Annotated in this window: 7 protein-coding genes; 5 read left to right on the top strand and 2 right to left on the bottom strand. The window is 73.4% G+C overall.

Annotated features, from left to right (window positions below; all coding sequences use genetic code 11):
• Positions 1 to 2 precede the first annotated feature (2 nt).
• Positions 3 to 7,640: an amino acid adenylation domain-containing protein gene (locus tag QCD66_RS17555; RefSeq protein WP_407567215.1), complete on the top strand. Its 7,638-nt coding sequence runs from the start codon at positions 3 to 5 to the stop codon at positions 7,638 to 7,640.
• 152 nt (positions 7,641 to 7,792) lie between these two features.
• Here QCD66_RS17555 and QCD66_RS17560 read toward each other — a convergent pair whose 3' ends face one another.
• A complete protein-coding gene (locus tag QCD66_RS17560) occupies positions 7,793 to 8,560 on the bottom strand; it encodes a hypothetical protein (protein ID WP_375736450.1) in 768 nt (255 codons plus the stop codon).
• Between the two features lie 258 nt (positions 8,561 to 8,818).
• On the opposite strand from QCD66_RS17560, the gene QCD66_RS17565 reads away from it, so the two are divergent.
• Genes QCD66_RS17565 through QCD66_RS17580 form a run of 4 tightly spaced genes read left to right on the top strand, consistent with a single transcriptional unit; the run spans position 8,819 to position 13,876 of the window.
• Complete coding sequence (locus QCD66_RS17565; protein WP_375736451.1) at positions 8,819 to 9,055, top strand: endonuclease domain-containing protein; 237 nt, start codon at positions 8,819 to 8,821, stop codon at positions 9,053 to 9,055.
• On the top strand, positions 9,052 to 9,726 hold the full coding sequence (locus tag QCD66_RS17570) for a hypothetical protein (protein ID WP_364217344.1): 675 nt from the start codon (positions 9,052 to 9,054) through the stop codon (positions 9,724 to 9,726). Before QCD66_RS17565 ends, QCD66_RS17570 begins: the two co-directional genes overlap by 4 nt.
• Complete coding sequence (locus tag QCD66_RS17575; RefSeq protein WP_407567216.1) at positions 9,723 to 13,241, top strand: ATP-binding protein; 3,519 nt, start codon at positions 9,723 to 9,725, stop codon at positions 13,239 to 13,241. The genes QCD66_RS17570 and QCD66_RS17575 overlap by 4 nt, the downstream gene beginning before the upstream one ends.
• Positions 13,238 to 13,876, top strand: a complete 639-nt coding sequence (locus QCD66_RS17580; RefSeq protein ID WP_364217347.1) for a response regulator transcription factor — start codon at positions 13,238 to 13,240, stop codon at positions 13,874 to 13,876. Before QCD66_RS17575 ends, QCD66_RS17580 begins: the two co-directional genes overlap by 4 nt.
• A gap of 600 nt (positions 13,877 to 14,476) precedes the next feature.
• On the opposite strand, the gene QCD66_RS17585 is transcribed toward QCD66_RS17580, so the two are convergent.
• Positions 14,477 to 16,246 carry a GAF domain-containing protein gene (locus tag QCD66_RS17585; protein WP_407567217.1) on the bottom strand — a complete coding sequence of 590 codons (1,770 nt, stop codon included), beginning with the start codon at positions 16,244 to 16,246 and terminating at the stop codon, positions 14,477 to 14,479.
• Positions 16,247 to 16,325 lie beyond the last annotated feature (79 nt).

Raw genomic sequence — 16,325 nt, forward strand, 5'->3', positions numbered from 1 at the left:
CGATGAACGCGGAGATCACTGACCCGGCGCGCAACGACGCGGACGCCCGCCGCGAGGCGCTCATCCGCCAGCGGCTCGCCGGCGGGCGGACCGGCCGCCGGGACACCATTCCCCAGGTCGACCGGGGCGGCCGGCTGCCGGTGTCGTTCGGCCAGCAGCGGCTGTGGTTCCTCACCATGCTCGACCCGCGCAGCCCCGAATACCTGGTGCCGCTGGTCCTGCGGGTCACCGGCGAACTCGACGTCGCCGCCCTCGGCGAGGCGTGGCGCCGGCTGGTCACCCGGCACGAGGTGCTGCGCACCCGCTACCAGCTCGCCGACGCCGAACCGGTCCAGGTGATCGACGCACCCCCGGCCGGCTCCGCGATCCGGTTCACCGACCTGACCGACCTGCCCGCCGCCGAACGCGACCGCCGCGCCCTGGACCTAGCCGCCAGCGACGCCGCCGAACCGCTCGACATCGGCCTGGAACACCCGGTACGCGTGCACGCGATCCGGCTCGCCCCGGACCGGCACCTGCTCGCCGTCGTCTTCCACCACATCGCCTGCGACGGCTGGTCGATGGGCGTGTTCATCAACGACCTGTTCACCCTCTACCTGCACGCCATCGACTCGCCGCAGGCACCCGCCCTGCCCGAACCGGCCGTGCAGTACGTCGACTTCGCCGCCTGGCAGCGTGGCCGGCTCGCCGGCGACGAACTCGACCGGCGGCTCGGCTACTGGCGCGACCACCTCGCCGGACTGTCGCCGCTGGAACTGCCGACCGACCGGCCCCGCCCCACCAAGCGGGACTGGGCCGGCGACCGGGTGCTGTTCACCGTGCCGGCCGACCTCACCGGGCGGCTGCGGGAACTCGGCCGGAGCCACGACGCCACCCTGTTCACCGTCGGCGCCACCGCCTACCAGGTGCTGCTGTCGCGCTACAGCGGCCAGCGGGACATCTCGGTCGGCAGCGCCGTCGCCGGCCGCGGCCGCCCCGAGGTCCGCAACCTGATCGGCTTCTTCCTCAACACCGTCGTGCTGCGCGCCACCTGGACCGGCGACCCGACCTTCGCCGACCTGCTGCGCACCAACCGGCGTACGGTCCTGGACGCCCTGGAACACCAGGAGGCCCCGGTCCAGTTCCTCGTCGACGACGTCGACCGCAAGCGCGACCGGTCCCGTACCCCGCTCTTCCAGGTCATGTTCGACATGGCCGAGTCGGCGCCGTCCGCGTTCACCATGCCCGGCCTCGACGTCGAGGCCGTCGACCTGGTCGGCGCGGTCGCCAAGCACGACCTGCGGCTGGAGTTGACCGAGCAGGGCGACGGGTCGCTGCGCGGCGTCCTGGAATACCCGACCGCACTGTTCGACCGGGCGACCGTCGAACGCTTCGCCGGCCACCTGCTCACCCTCTTCGACTCGGTCACGGCGGCCCCCGAGCGCACCCTGTCGGCCCTGGAGATCCTCGACCCGGGGGAGCGGGAGCTGCTGCTCGGTGCCGGACCGGCCCCTGCCGGCCAGCCGGCGCCGCGCCCGGTCACCGCCGCCGTCGCCGAACACGCGCGGCAGCGCCCGCACGAGACCGCCGTCGTCGCCGGCACGGACCGGCTCACGTACGCCGAACTGCACGAGCGGGCCAACCGGATGGCCCACCACCTGCGTGGGCGCGGCATCGGCCCGGGCAGCGTCGTCGGCGTGTGCCTGGGCCGTGGCGTCGACCTGCTGCCCACCCTGCTCGGAGTCTGGCGGGCCGGCGCCGCGTACGTGCCGGTCGACCCCGGCGACCCCGCCGAACGGGTCGGCTACGTGCTGCGTGACGCCGGCGCGGCCCTCGTCGTCACGCAGACCGCCCATGCCGGCGTCACCGCCGCCCACGGCGGCGCCGTCCTGCTGGTCGACGCCGACCGGGCCGCGATCGACGCCGAACCCGCCACCGACCCGGCGGGGGAGCCGGACCCGGACGCGGTCGCCTACCTGATCTACACCTCGGGCAGCACCGGCCGCCCCAAGGGAGTGCTGGTCAGCCACCGCGGCCTGGCCAACTACCTGACCTGGGCCGCCGACGCCTACCTGACCACCGACGGGCGCGGCGCTCCGCTGTTCTCCTCGACCGCGTTCGACCTGGTCGTCACCACCCTCTACCTGCCGCTGCTGGCCGGCCAGCCGGTCCACCTGCTCCCGGCCGACCTCGCCGTCGGCGACCTCGGCCGCGCCCTGGCCGACGCCGCCGCCGACGGCCCGTTCAGCTTCATCAAGCTGACCCCGGGCCACCTCGACGTGCTCACCCACCAGCTCACCGCCGAGCAGGCCGCCCGGCTCGCCGGCCACCTCGTCGTCGGCGGCGAGGGCTTCGCCAGCCGGCTCGCCGACCGCTGGTGGGACCTCGCCGCCGGCGGGAAGACCCGGCTCGTCAACGAGTACGGCCCCACCGAGAACACCGTCGCCAACGTCGCGTACTTCGCCGACGGGCCGCCCGCCGACCCGGCCGCCGTCGCCGAACTGCTCCCGATCGGCCGCTCCATGCCGGGCACCACCGCCTACTGCCTCGACGCCGAGCTGCGCCCGCAGCCGGTCGGTGTCGTCGGCGACCTCTACCTCGGCGGCGTCCAGCTCGCGCACGGCTACCGCAACCTGCCGGCGGTCACCGCCGAACGGTTCGTCCCCGACCCGTACGGCCCGCCCGGCGCCCGCCTCTACCGCACCGGCGACCGGGCCCGGGTCCTGGCCGGTGGCGACATCGAGTTCCTCGGCCGCGTCGACGACCAGATCAAGGTCCGCGGCTACCGGGTCGAGGCCGGCGAGATCGTCGCCGTGCTGCGCCGGCACCCGGGCGTACGCGACGCCGTGGTCACCCTGCGCGGGACCGGATCGGCCGGCAAGACCCTGGTCGGGTACGTCGTCACCACCAACCCCGACGCGCTGCCGATCGCCGACCTGCGCGCGATGCTGGCCACCGCCCTGCCCGAATACATGGTCCCCACCCACCTGGTGGCGCTGACCGAGCTGCCGCTGACCAGCAACGGCAAGACCGACCTCGCCGCGCTGCCCGACCCGGACCGGGGCGCCACCTCCACCGAGTCGGAGCTGGTGGCACCGCGTACCGCCGCCGAGGAGCAGGTCGCCGCCGTCCTGCGGACCGTGCTCGGCATCGCCGAGGTCGGCGTCGACGACGACTTCTTCGACCTCGGCGGCGACTCCCTGTCGGCCGTCGCGCTCGTCGGCGACCTGCGCGACGCCGGCCTCGACATCGCCGTCGACGACGTCTTCGCCCACCCGACCGTCGCCAAGCTCGCCGAACTCGCCGCCGAGCGCCCCGCCGTCACCGGGGCCCGCACCGGCGTCGCGCCGTTCGCCCTCATCTCCGACGAGGACCGGCGGAAACTGCCCGCCGACGTCGAGGACGCCTTCCCGGTCTCGATGCTCCAGGCCGGCATGGTCTTCGAGATGATGGGCGGCGGCGAGGTCAACTACTACCACAACGCCACGACGTACCAGATCCGCGACGACGCCGAGTTCTCCGTTCCCGCGTTCGAGGCCGCCGTACGCCTGCTCGTCGAGCGGCAGGAGGTGCTGCGCACCGGCTTCGACCTGATCGGCTACTCCCAGCCGCTGCAGCTGATCCACCGCACCGCCCACCTGCCGACCAGCGCCGTCGACCTGCGCCACCTGACCGTCGCCGAGCAGGACGAGCAGATCCGCCAGCGGATGGCCGCCGAGCGGGCGGACCTGTTCGACCTGGCCACCCCGGCCCTGCTGCGGCTGCACGCCGTCGTACGCTCCGACACCGCCTGGGCTCTGGTCATCACCGAGTGCCACCCCATCATGGAGGGGTGGAGCTACCACATGCTCCTGATGGAGCTGCTTACCTACTACCGGCAGATCCGCGACGGCCAGCCGCCGCAGGCGGCACAGGACCTCGGCATCCGGTTCGCCGACTTCATCGCCGCCGAGCAGGCGTCGCTCAACTCCGAGGACGACCGCGGCTACTGGCGCCGTACCGTCGAGGGCGCCGCCCGGCTCGCGCTGCCGCCGGGCTGGGCCACCGGTGACGGCCCGCGCGGCCCGCTGCGCGTCGAGGTGATGTTCGCCGACCTCGAGGACGGCCTGCGGACCCTGGCCAAGGCGGCCGAGGTCCCGATCAAGGCGGTCCTGCACGCCGCGCACCTCAAGGTGATGAGCATGCTGACCGACGAGCGCCGGTTCTTCGGCGGCCTGGTCTGCGACACCCGCCCCGAGGTCGCGAACGCCGACCGGCTCTACGGCCTGTTCCTCAACACCGTCCCGTTCCCGTTCGAACTGACCGCGCCGACCTGGCGCCAACTGGTCAAGGACGTCTTCGCCCAGGAGATCGAACTCTGGCCGCACCGGCGCTACCCGATGCCGGCCATGCAGCGCGAGCTGTCCGCCAACCGGCGCCTGGTCGACGTCATGTTCAACTACCTCGACTTCCGCACCGTCGACATGGACCTGGTCGACTTCGCGGCCAGCATCGACGACAGCCAGATCGAGTTCAAGCTCTCCACCACCGTCTTCCGGCAGGGCCTGATCAACCTGCGGATGCACCCCGACGCGGTCAGCCGCGCCAACGGCGAGCGGCTCGCCGCCATGTACCGGCTGGTTCTCGCCGAGATGGCCGCCGACCCCGACGGCGACGCGCTCGCCACCTACCTGCCCGCCGACGAGCGCCGCCGGCTGGTCACCGAGTGGAACGACACCGCCGTACCGCGACCGGCGACCGACCTCGCCACCCTCTTCGAGCGCCAGGTGGCCGCCGCCCCGGCGGCGACCGCCGCCGTCCTCGCCGACGGTACGACCGTCAGCTACGCCGAACTCGACGGCCGGGCCGACCGGCTCGCCCGGCACCTGCGCGGGCTCGGCGTCGGGCCGGAGCAGTTCGTCGGCATCTGCGTCGAGCCCGGCCTGGAGATGCTGGTCGCGGTCCTCGGCGTGGTCAAGGCCGACGCCGCCTACCTGCCGCTGGACCCGGCGCACCCGACCGAACGACTGTCGTACGTGCTGCGCGACGCCGGGGTGTCGGTCCTGCTCACCCAGGAGCGGCTGGCCGACGACCTGCCACCCTTCATGGGACAGGTGCTCAACCTGGACACCGACTGGCCGGAGATCGCCGCCGCGGACGGGCCCGCCGTCACCCGCACCGCCGGCCCGGACAGCCTCGTCTACGCCATCTACACCTCCGGCTCCACCGGCCGCCCCAAGGGCGTCATGATCACCCATGGCGGCCTGCACAACTACCTGACCTGGGCGGTCGGTGCCTACACCGGACCGGACGGCACCGGCGCCCCGATGCTCGGGTCGATCGCCTTCGACCTGGCCGTCACCAACCTGCTGGTGCCGCTGGTCGCCGGCCGCCCGGTCACCCTGCTGCCACCCGGCGGCGAGGTCGAGGCGGTCGCCGGCATGCTCGCCGCCCCCGGCCGGCTCGACCTGGTCAAGCTGACCCCCGGCCACCTCGACGTGCTGCGCGGGCTGCTGCCGGCCGGCGGCACCGTCGACTCGGTCGGCACCTTCGTCGTCGGCGGCGAGCAGTTGCCGCTGGAGACCGTCCTCGCCTGGCAGGAGTTGGCCCCGTCGACCCGGATCGTCAACGAGTACGGACCGACCGAGACCGTCGTCGGTTGTGTCGTCTACGACGTACCCGAGGGCGTCGACCGCACCCAGCCGGTCGCGATCGGCCGCCCGATCGACAACACCCGCCTCTACGTGCTCGACCGCAACCTCCAGCCGGTGCCGGTCGGCGCCACCGGCGAACTGTTCATCGGCGGTGCCGGGGTGGCCCGCGGCTACCACGGCCGGCCCGAACTGACCGCCGAACGGTTCGTCCCCGACCCGTACGCCACCCGGCCCGGCGCCCGCCTCTACCGCACCGGTGACCTGGCCCGCTACCGCGCCGACGGCAACCTGGAGTTCCTCGGCCGGGCCGACGACCAGATCAAGATCCGCGGTTACCGGATCGAGCCCGGCGAGATCGAGACCCGGCTGCTGGCCCACCCCTTCGTCACCGAGGCGGTCGTGGTCGCCCACACCGGCGCCGACGGCGACCGGCGCCTGGTCGGGTACGCCGCCGGCACCGGCGAGCAGCCGTCGAGCACCGCCCTGCGCGACTTCCTGCGCGAGACCCTGCCCGACTACCTGGTCCCGGCCACGTTCGTGCTGCTCGACGCGCTGCCGCGCAGCGCCGCCGGCAAGGTCGACCGCAAGGCGCTGCCGTCCCCGGACGGCGCCCGCGCCGACCTCGGCACCGAGTTCGTCGCCCCGCGCACCGCGACCGAGCGGCGGCTCTGCGAGATCTGGGAACGGGTTCTCGGCGTCGAACGGATCGGCATCCACGACGACCTGCTCGACCTCGGCGCCGACTCGCTGAGCGGGCTGCGGGTCGTCGCCGCCGCCACCGACCTGGGCCTGACCATGTCGCCGATGGACGCGATCGCCTTCCCGACGATCGCCCAGCTCGCCCGGCACCTGCTCGGCGGCGGCACCGAGGAACTGGACCGGATGCTGCGCGCCGACTCGGTGCTCGACCCGGCGATCCGGCCGGCCGGGCCGCCGGCCGACCCGACCGGGCCGGTGCTGCTCACCGGCGCGACCGGCTTCGTCGGCGCGTTCCTGCTGCGCGAACTGCTGGACCGGATCCCGAACCGGATCGTCTGCCTGGTCCGCGGCACCTCCGACGAGCAGGCCCGGGAACGGCTGGTCGCCGCGCTGCACCGCTGGTCGGCGTACCACCCGCAGGTCGAGAGCCGGGTCGACGTGATCGCCGGCGACCTCGGCGCGCCGCACCTCGGGCTGGCCCCCGAGCGGTTCGCGGAACTGGCCGGCACCCTCGGCGCCATCTACCACAACGGCGCCGACGTCAACGCCGTCCATCCCTACCAGGCGATGCGACGGACCAACGTGGACGGCACCCGGGAGATCATCCGGCTGGCCTGCACCGGCCCGACCACGACGCTGCACCACGTGTCGACGATGTCGATCTTCAAAGCCGACGCGTTCGACGAGTGGATCGACGAGTCCAGCCTCCAGGTCGAGCCGCCGTCGTCGATGTCCAACGGCTACGGCCAGAGCAAGTGGGTCGCCGAGAACCTGGTCCGCGAGGCGTCCCGGCGCGGGCTGCCGACCACCATCCACCGGATGGCGAAGGTCTCCTGGGACACCGTCACCGGCACGTCCAACACGGCCGACCAGTTCAACCGGCTGATCGCCGCCGCGGTCGAGGTCGGGGCCGCCCCGGACTTCGACTACTCGATGACGCTGACCCCGGTCGACCGGGTCGCCGCCGGCATCGTCGACATCGCCGGCCGCCCGGACGCGATCGGCGGCTGCTACCACCTCATCAGCCCGCACCAGGTGACGTGGCGGCAGATGCGCGACTGGCTCGCGGCGGCCGGACACCCGCTGGCCGAGACCGACTACGCCAAGTGGCGGGAGGCGCTGGTGGAGCTGAGCCGGCAGCCGGGCGGCGAACGCCTCAACCCGCTGCTGATGCTGTTGCCCCGGGAACGGGACAACTTCGAGGTCGACGCCCTCGACGACGACTACGTCCCCCCGACCCCGACGTGGTGGGCCCGCCACGGCGGCGAGATCGCCCCGATCGACCAGGAGGACTTCGCCCGTTTCCTCGGCCGGCTGGCGGGCACCTGAGCCGGGGGTACTCCGGTGCCGTGACTCGGCCCGGACGGTGAACTCCCGGTGGCGGGGGACCTCGTAGGGTCCTTCGGTCACCAGGAGTTCGGTCGTGCGCGGACCGCGGCCTCGCCGCAGATCACGGGAGGCCGCGGTTCCGGTGCCGGCCGTCAGCCGAACTGAACGGACCAGTTCACGCCGTCGAAGGTGGCGGTGGCCTTGGTCTCGCCGTCCGGGAACTGCAGTTCGTAGGGGCTGGTCAGAATGTCCTCGGTGACGACCGTGCCCGGCAGGTAACTGCCGAATGCCAGCCAGTAGGTCGGGGTGATCTCGAATTCGACGCCGGTGGCGGGCTGGGTCGGGACCACGAATGTTCCCGCCCCCGACATTCCGATGCCGACACTGCCCTGATCGGACGAATTCGGCCCCGGAACCGTGTCGTCCTGTTTGACGACAAGCGACCCGCCGGCGGCTCCCGACGTCGGCTTACCGAATTCGAAGCCGTCATCGATGTAGGAGAGCGAAACCGTGTTCGCGGTATCGAGATCAGCCGGGATGACCTGACCCGCGTCGTAGTTGACGCCGGGCTTGAGTATTCCCGTCTGGCCCCAGACGAAGTTGTAGTCCACGTCCCACGTGAAAGTGACGCTGGTGCCCGCGTGGCACATCTTCGACAGCCAGGCCAGCGAGTGGACGTCCGAGGGCTGGCTCGGCTGCTGCTGGAACACGATGGCGTTCTCGTCGTCGATCGCGGAATTGTTGATGATCGTGACGCTGTACGACGTCGCGGCGAGATCGGCGCCGCCCCGGCTTCCCGACGCCGTGCCCGCCTCCGCGTACGCCGCGGGCGCCACTGCCGCGCCCAGCAGGGTCACGCCGACGGTCAGGCCCAGGGCGACAAGCCTTCTCCGTCGACCCGCCGACACTTTTCCCGCCATGTGTCCCTCCCCGGAACTCTGGGCGCCAAGATGCGTCGATGATGCGATCTGCATTGGAGTCAATGATTGCGTGGGCGCCTTATGCGGCGTCGGCTGAAAGAGTAAGGCGACTTAATCGATGATCGCAAGTATGTCCTTTGTGGGGGAAATGGCAGAAGGGGTATCTCGCTGGAGGCCGCCCTGTCGACGACCACCTGGGCCGCCGGCCGGACCTGGAATCCGACGTACCGGTCCCATCCGCTTGCCGCCCCCGTCGGGGTGGACCTGCTGTGGTCCGCCGAACGGTGCGTCGTCGAGATCGACGGGCCGGAACACCGATCGGCGGTGCGGTTCGCGGCCGATCGGCAGCGGGATGTGCGGCTCCAGTTGGACGGCTACGCTGTCCTCCGCTTCACCAACGCCCAGGTGCTCCACGACGTGCGTGTGGTCGCGGCGCAGATCGAGCGGTTCCTCCTCGGTCGCCGCCGGTCCATATTGGAAGGACAACCGCGATGACCGACGAGAAGCTGTCCCTGCCGGAGAAGGCCGTCATGATCACCCTGATGGCCGAGGCGCGGGAGGTGTCCAATCCCGAGCTGAAGCAGCGGTACGGCCTCACCCTCGACGGCAGGAGCCGGACCCGGCTCAACGACCTGCGGTACGTCAGCAGCCGCCGGCACGGCCGGGCGTTCGCGCACCTGCTGGAGGAGCGTGGCTGGGCCTGGTGCGTCGGCCACCTCGGCGCCGACCTGCCACCCCGGTCCGGGTCGGCCGCCGGCGCGCTCTACGCGGTCCTGGCGAACCTGCCCCGGCACCTCGACCGGGCCGGCCTGAGCCTCGCCGACGTCTTCCACCGCGCCGAGGACGTCCCGGCCCCGGCCCCGGCCGGGTCGGTGCCGGTCCCGCGCACCGCTCCGGCCGCCGGTGACACCGAGGCCCGGATCCGCGCCGCCTACGCCGATCTCGCCGACGCCCCCGGCGCCTGGGTCAGCCTGGCCCGGATCCGGGCCGGCGTCGACGACCTGCCCCGCGCCGACGTCGACCGGACCCTCGGCCGCATGTACCGGCTGCCCGACGTGCACATCGTGCCCGAGTCCAACCAGAAGAGCCTGTCCACCGCCGACCGGGCAGCGGCGGTGATCATCGGTGACCAGGACAAGCACCTCTTGGCGATCGGTACCCGATGACCGAGGAGGAACACGCCGCCCTCGCCGCGCTGCGGTTCAACTGGGCGCCCACCCCTGACGACCTGTGGCAGCCGTCCCGCTACCACGTCGAGGACCTGCACCGCGACGTCGTACGCACCGTCCTCGACGGGCTCGCCGACGCCCGGGACAGCTCCGGTTCCAGCCCGGTCGGGGTGGTCGTGCAGGGGCAGAAGGGCGCCGGCAAGACCCACCTGCTCGGCTGGGTACGCGAGAGGGCCCAGGCCCTCGACGGCTACTTCGTCCTGGTCAGTCTCCTCAACCCGGCCACCTTCTGGACCACCACCGTGCAGTCGGTGCTGGAGAGTCTTTCCCGCACCGGCGGCGGCGCCGACCGGCAGGTCCGGGTCTTCCTGCGCCGGCTCGCCTCGCTGGTCGGCGTGCCCCGCACCGTACGCCGCGCGGTCGCCGGCGAGACCGCGATCACCCCGCAGCACCTCGACACGTTCATCGGCGCGCTGCGCCGCCACGACGGCGACGTCGGCCGGGACTGCCAGCAGACCGCCCGCGCCCTGGTCCTCTACGCCGCCGAGGACTTCGCCGCCCAGGACCTCGGCCAGGCCTACCTCAACTCGGTCGAGGAGACGATTCCCGGCGAGCGGGCCGCCTGGGGCATGCGGCGCGATCTGCCGCCGCCGGAGCGGATCGTCCAGGACATCTCCCGCCTGCTGGCGCTGACCGGCCCGACTATCATCGCGGTCGACCAGATCGACACGCTCATCGCGCAGTCACTGCGCTCCACCGCCGCCCACGGGCCGCTGGACCCCGGTGACGCCCTCGCCCTCGAGCAGGTCGCCGGCGGACTGATGTCGCTGCGCGAGGTGACCCGCCGCACCCTGACCGTCGTCGCCTGCCTGCCCGCCTCGTGGGCACTGATCAGGGACAACGCCACCGACACCGTACGCGACCGGTTCCGTGAGGCGATCCAGCTCAAGGGCATCCCGAGCGCCGCGGTCGGGCAGGCCCTGATCGGCAAACGGTTCGCCGCCAAGTTCGCCGAGATCGGGTTCCAGCCGCCGTACCCGACCTGGCCGGTCGACCCGGCGGCGTTCGAGGACGCCCCCGACTACACGCCCCGCCAACTGCTCATCCGGATCGACGCGCACGTCCAGGACTGCCTACGGGCCGGCGAGGTCACCGTCCTCCGGCTCGGCCCGGCGGCACCGGCCGACGCCGGCCCGACCGCCCCCGCCGGCGACCCGGCCACCACCGACGACCTCGCCGCGCTCGACACCCGGCTCGCCGCGCTCGTCGACGACCCGGCCGTGACCACCGAGGTCGAGCGGGCGCTCGCGCCGAAGACCGAGGACGAGACCGTACCGGCCCTGCTCGCCGCCGGCCTCACCGCGTGGATCGCCGAACAGGGCGACGCCGGCCGGGCATTCAGCCAGGACCCGCCACCGGGTACGGCCAACCCGCCGCTGCACGCGCGGCTGCGGCGCAGCCTCGACGAATCCACAGAGGACGAGGAACACTGGGCGTTCCGGGCGGTCGGCGCGAAGCACGCGACCGCCGCGCTGAACCGGATCCGGGCCGCGGCCACAATGGCCGGGCTCGACGCCGGGGTGGCCAAGCGGCGGCTGTTCCTGCTGCGCGACCACGCCTGGTCGAGCGGGCCGGCGACCACGAAGACGGTCGCCGCGTTCGAGGCCGCCGGCGGCCGCACCCTGCCGATGCCCGCCGCCGACCTGCGGATCCTGGCGGCGCTGCGCCGGCTGCTCGCCGACGACCCGCCGGGGTTGCGGGCCTGGCTGGCGTCCCGCCGACCGACCGGCCGGGTGTCGCTGCTGGCCGGGGCGCTGGCCGGTGCCGTACCCGCGCCGGCCGCCGACCCGGCTCCGGCCACGGTCCGCGCGGTGGTGCCGGCGCCGGCGTCCGCCCGGCTGACCGGGTACGAAACCAGGGAGTACGCCCCCGTCGCCGGCCCTTCCCCAGGGGCGCTCGACGGCGTCGGCCCACCCGCCGACGCACCGACCACGGTCGGCCCGGGCGGCGACGCGGACGCGGGCACGTCGGTCGACGGCGGTGTGCCGGTCGACGGCGGTGCGGCGATCCCGGTCCAGCGCGGACCGGAGCCGGCAGCGGGTGCGGGCGACGCGGGGCCGGGAGTTCCGCCGGCAGTGGGCGACGGCGCGACGGATCCGCGTCGGGCGGGCGGCGGTGTGCCCGTACCCGGTCCGACCCGGCGGGCGGCGCACGGTGCCGTCGCGACGGTCCTGCTCGGCCGGTCGACCGGCGGGGAGACGGCGGAGGCCGGACGGCCGGTCGGGGTGGCCCTGGAGGCGCTGCGCAAGCACACCGCGATCTTCGCCGGCTCCGGGTCGGGCAAGACGGTGCTGATCCGCCGGCTGGTCGAGGAGTGCGCGCTGCACGGCGTCTCGTCGATCGTCCTCGACCCCAACAACGACCTGGCCCGGCTCGGCGACCCGTGGCCGGAGCCGCCGGACGGGTGGGCGGCCGGCGACGCGGCGCGGGCGGCGGACTACCTGGCGGGCACCGATGTGGTCGTCTGGACGCCCCGAAGGTCCGGCGGCCGGCCGTTGAGTTTCCAGCCGCTGCCCGACTTCCGCAGCGTCGTCGACGACGGCGACGAGTTCGGCGAGGCGGTGGAGGCGGCGGTCGCGTCGATCGCGCCCCGCCTGCGACTCGACGGCCGGACCCAGAAGGCGCAGCTGGGGCAGGCGGTGCTGCGCAAGGCGGTCGAGTACTTCGGCCGCCGCGGCGGCAGCACCCTGCCCGGGCTGGTCGGGCTGCTCTCGGCGCTGCCCGACGGGGTGATCGACCTCGACAACGCCGAGAAGATCGCCGGCGAACTGGCGCAGAACCTGACCGCGGCCATGGTCAACGATCCGCTCTTCGGCGGGGAGGGGACCCCGGTCGACCCCGGCCTGCTGCTCACCCCGCCGCCCGGCAAGCGGGCCCGGGTGTCGGTGATCAGCCTCGTCGGCCTGCCCGGCGACGACCGGCGGCAGGGTTTCGTCAACCAGCTGCAGATGGCGCTGTTCGCCTGGATCAGGCGCAACCCGGCCGGTGACCGCCCGCTCGGCGGCCTCTTCGTGATGGACGAGGCCCAGACGCTGGCGCCGAGCGGGCCGATGACCGCCTGTACGCAGAGCACGCTCGCCCTGGCGTCACAGGCCCGCAAGTACGGCCTCGGCCTGGTCTTCGCCACCCAGGCCCCGAAGGGCCTGCACAACCGGATCCCCGGCAACGCCGCCACGCAGTTCTTCGGGCTGCTCAACGCGCCGGCCCAGATCGCGGCCGCGCGGGAGATGGCGCAGGCCAAGGGCAGCGACGTGTCCGACATCTCGCGGCTGCGGACCGGGCAGTTCTACGCCGCCGTCGACGGCACCGAGTTCGCGCGGATCCAGGCGCCGTTGTGTCTGAGTCACCATCCGCGCAGCCCGCTGACGGTCGAGGAGGTTCTGCGGCGGGCGCGGGACGGGACCTTCGCCCCTGTGCACGAGCCGGGGGCAGGAGGTACAAACGGGGAATGATCCGTGTGTTCCTGCTCGACGACCACGAGGTGGTCCGCCGTGGCCTGGCCGACCTGCTGCAAAGCGCCGGAGACATCGAGGTGGTCGGCGAGTCGGGGTCGGCACCGGAGGCGGCCCGCCGGATCCCGGCCCTGCGCCCCGACGTGGCGATCCTCGACGCCCGGCTGCCCGACGGCAACGGCATCGACGTGTGTCGGGACGTCCGCGCCATCGACTCGTCGATCAAGGGCCTGATCCTCACCTCGTACGAGGACGACGAGGCGCTGTTCGCCGCGATCATGGCCGGCGCCGCCGGTTACGTCCTCAAGCAGATCCGCGGCACCGACCTCGTCGACGCGGTCCGCCGGGTCGCCGCCGGCCAGTCGCTGCTCGACCCGGCCGTCACCCAGCGGGTCCTCGAACGCATCCGGGGCGGCGTCGAGGGGCCGCGCGAACTCGACTCGCTGACCGAGCAGGAACGCCGCATCCTCGAGCACGTCGCCGACGGGCTGACCAACCGGGAGATCGCGGCGAAGATGTTCCTCGCCGAGAAGACGGTCAAGAACTACGTCTCGAGCGTGCTCGCCAAGCTCGGCCTGGAGCGGCGTACCCAGGCGGCGGTTCTGGCCACCCGCCTCCTCGGTCCCCGGCGCTGAGTTTCCGCCGCTGGGTCCATGGCATGGGGGTTGTGCGCCGATCAAGGAGAAGTCGTGTCGGGCCTGCCGCCCGGTCAGCGGTTCGTCCCGCTGTTCCCCGGTCGACGCGGGCTCGTGATCGTCTGCGGCTCAGGCGTTCCTTCGACGGCGTGTCGACCGGCTGAGCCACAAACGATCGAGGCGCCCCGGGCGCCCGGCGTCCGGGGTCCGGGGTCCGGGTGCCACCGTCACGCCCCACAGCGAATTCGCTGTGGTTACGCCGAATTCGCTGTGGGCCGCGACAGCATCCCTGCTCCGGACCATCACCCGAATGAGTCGCCCTCGGCGGCGGTGACCGTGGGCCGGCCCAGGCGTCCGCCATGCGGCACCTTCTCGGCAGGGCGCGTCGACCGAGGACAAACCATGCCCGTTTCGCCCGCTTCCTCGCCCAACAACTCCTTGATCGACGAGCCGGACCGGACGGGGCGGGGCGGGCGGGTCGAGGACGGGCCGGGCGGCGAGGGGCGGGGCGGCGAGGGGACGGGCGGCGGAGGAGAACGCCGGCCGGGCGGGGGAGGAGAACGCCGGCCGGGCGGGGAAGTGAGTGGGGCGGGGGGCGGGTCAGGTGGGGAGAGGGATGGTCCAGTGGAGGCGGGTGCCCTGCGGGCTGGCCGCGGCGACCTCGAAGTGGCCGCCGTGGCGGCGGGCGCGTTCGCCGAGGTTGACCAGCCCGCCCCGGGCCTTGCGCGGGTCGCAGCCGATCCCGTCGTCGACGACCTCGACCGTCAGCCGGCCCGCGGCGACCCGGACCGTCACCGTGACCCGGCTGGCCCGGGCGTGCCGTACGGCGTTGGACAGCGCCTCGCCCAGCACCGCGAGCAGGTCGGGCCGGACCGCGGCCGGCACCGCGCTGTCGATCGGCCCGGCCAGTTCCAGGGCCGGCCGGAACCCGAACGACCCGGCGCTGGCCCGGACCGCCTCGGTGATCTCCGTACGCAGTTCCGCGGTAGCCGGCGTACGCAGCTCGAAGATGGCCCGGCGGATGTCGCGGATCGTCGAGTCGAGGTCGTCGACGGCGGCGTTGATCCGGCCGGCCAGTTCCGGCCGGGAACCGGCCAGCGGCATCGTGCTCTGCAGGTGCAGCCCGGTGGCGAACAGCCGCTGTATGACCACGTCGTGCAGGTCGCGGGCGATGCGTTCGCGGTCCTCGAGGACCACCAGCATCTCGCGTTCCTCCTCGGCGCGGGCGCGTTCCATGGCCAGCGCCGCCTGGCCGGCGAAGCTGGCCAGGAGCGGGGCGTCGTCGTCGGTGCGCGGCTGCCGGCCGGGCTGGTGCGCGACGACGAGTACGCCGTGCAGGGTCTCGCCGGCGGCCAGCGGCGCGATCACGGCCGGCCCCGCGCTCACCGGCTCCGGCCAGGATGCCGCCGCCGCGAGGCTGTCGACCAGCACCTGCTCGCGCCGGGTCACCGATGCCGAGAACGTGGTGTCGGAGGCCGGCAGCACCGCCCCGACCAGGCCGGTGCCCCGGCGTACCCCGTCGTCCGTCGGCGTGGCCCGGTCGCCGGGCGCCGGCTCCGGCTCCGCGTCGACGACCTCGACGGTGAACCGCTCGGCCTCCTCGTCGTAGAGCAGCACCAGCACCATCTCGGCCTCGGCGACCTCCCGGGCCCGCCGCGCCACGAGCGCCAGTGCGTCGGTACGCCGTACCTCGCCGAGCAGCACCGAGGTGATCTCGGCGGCGGCGGCCAGCCAGCGTTCGCGGCGGCTGGCGACGGCGTAGAGCCGGGCGTTCTCGATCGCGACACCAGCGGCCGCGGCGAGCGCGGTCATGATCTCCTCGTCGTCGTCGGTGAACTCCCGCGAGCCCTGCTTCTCGGCGAGGTAGAGGTTGCCGAACACGGTGTCCCTGATCCGGATCGGCACGCCGAGGAAGCTGTGCATCGGCGGGTGGTTGGCCGGGAAGCCGTACGACCTGGGGTGCCGGGTGATGTCCGGCAGCCGGACCGGGCGGGGGTCGTCGATGAGCAGGCCGAGCACGCCCCGCCCGTGCGGCAGGTCGCCGATGGCGGCGTGCTCCTGCGGGCTGAGGCCGTGCGTGATGAACTCGGTGAGCCGCCGGTCGGGCCCGACGACGCCGAGGGCGCCGTAGCGGGCGCCGGCGAGTTCGCAGGCGGCGGTGACGATGCGCGACAGGGTGCTGCGCAGGTCGAGGTCGGTGCCGATGCCGACGACCGCGTCCAGCAGGGCCCGCAGCCGTTCCCGGCTGGCGACCACCTCGCCGACCCGGTCGAGCATCTCCCGCAGCAGTTCGTCGAGGCGTACCCGGGACAGCGGGGTCAAGCCCAGCGACGGCGTCTCGCGGCTCTCCGGTTCTGCGGGTGCACCCATCCCGATCATCCTATCGACCGTCGCCCGCGACGGGGTACCCGCGTGGACGGGGCCGGTCGGTGTGCCCGACCGGCCCCGT

Origin of the sequence: Polymorphospora sp. A560, assembly GCF_045781765.1 — a bacterium.
In the GTDB taxonomy this organism is placed as follows: Bacteria; Actinomycetota; Actinomycetes; order Mycobacteriales; family Micromonosporaceae; genus Polymorphospora; species Polymorphospora lycopeni.